Source organism: Catenulispora yoronensis (assembly GCF_039531695.1).
Lineage (GTDB): Bacteria > Actinomycetota > Actinomycetes > Streptomycetales > Catenulisporaceae > Catenulispora > Catenulispora yoronensis.
This window is the reverse complement of sequence record NZ_BAAAQN010000154.1, coordinates 1-818: the sequence shown is the minus strand read 5'-3', so window position 1 is coordinate 818 and position 818 is coordinate 1. Positions and strand designations below refer to the sequence as shown.

Below are 818 nucleotides of genomic sequence, written 5' to 3'. Positions count from 1 at the left end.
GTGGCCGGGTAGAGGTTGATCGCCACCGAGTGGGTCATCTCAGAGTCGTCGCCCTGTTCGCGGATAGCGTCCAGCTGTTCCTGAATCTCATGGTTATTGCGCAACAGCATACTGCTGCTGTCGACATCGGCTTCAATCTCATGGAAGCCATTGCGTTTCAGCCATTCCGGTTGAATGCGTTTCGCCAGCCATGGAACATCACGCTGCGCCCACAGCAGTTTGCCCTGCTCATCGTAGATAAGGGTCACCGTCGGGCTTTCCATATTCAGGTTTTCCGGGATGTCGACGTCAATAGCGCCGTTTTCCCATCTCGCCAGCATATAAAAGAGATTGCTCTCGCCGCGCAGCAGGCGAAAGGTGGTTTTATCGAAGCTAACGCTATAGCCCACCAGGGCCACCATGCCGTAGGCCAGGGAGAGCACCAGCACCACCCCGGCGGTCGCCAGCAGGAAGCGAACCCGTAATGACAGCGGGAAGATATGCCGCAACAGTCCCTTCATCAGCGCAATTCGAACAGATAGCCCTGGCCGCGCACCGTGGTGATGACGTCCTGTGGGTATTCAGCCTGAATTTTCTTGCGCAGCCGACCCATCAGCACGTCGATGGTGTGGCTTTCTCGCAGTTCGGCATCCGGGTAAAGCTGGAGCATCAGCGAATCTTTGCTGACCACTTTGCCGCGGTTACGGATCAGGGTTTCCATAATGGTGTATTCAAAGGCGGTCAGCTTGATCGGCTGGTCATTCACCGACAGCTCGCGCCGGGAGAGGTCGACCTGGAACGGCGGCAGGGAGATCACCTGCGAGGCCAGACCGCTGTTA

The 818-nt window shown here is 57.2% G+C and carries 1 protein-coding gene and 1 pseudogene; both read right to left on the bottom strand.

All coding sequences use genetic code 11. The annotated features are described in order from the left end of the window. A pseudogene (locus tag ABD481_RS46485) lies at positions 1-500 on the bottom strand (two-component system sensor histidine kinase PhoQ); the annotation flags it as partial. Continuing rightward, positions 500-818: winged helix-turn-helix domain-containing protein (locus tag ABD481_RS46480; protein WP_186789337.1), on the bottom strand; the 319-nt coding region annotated here is incomplete at its 5' end. The pseudogene ABD481_RS46485 and the gene ABD481_RS46480, both read right to left, overlap by 1 nt.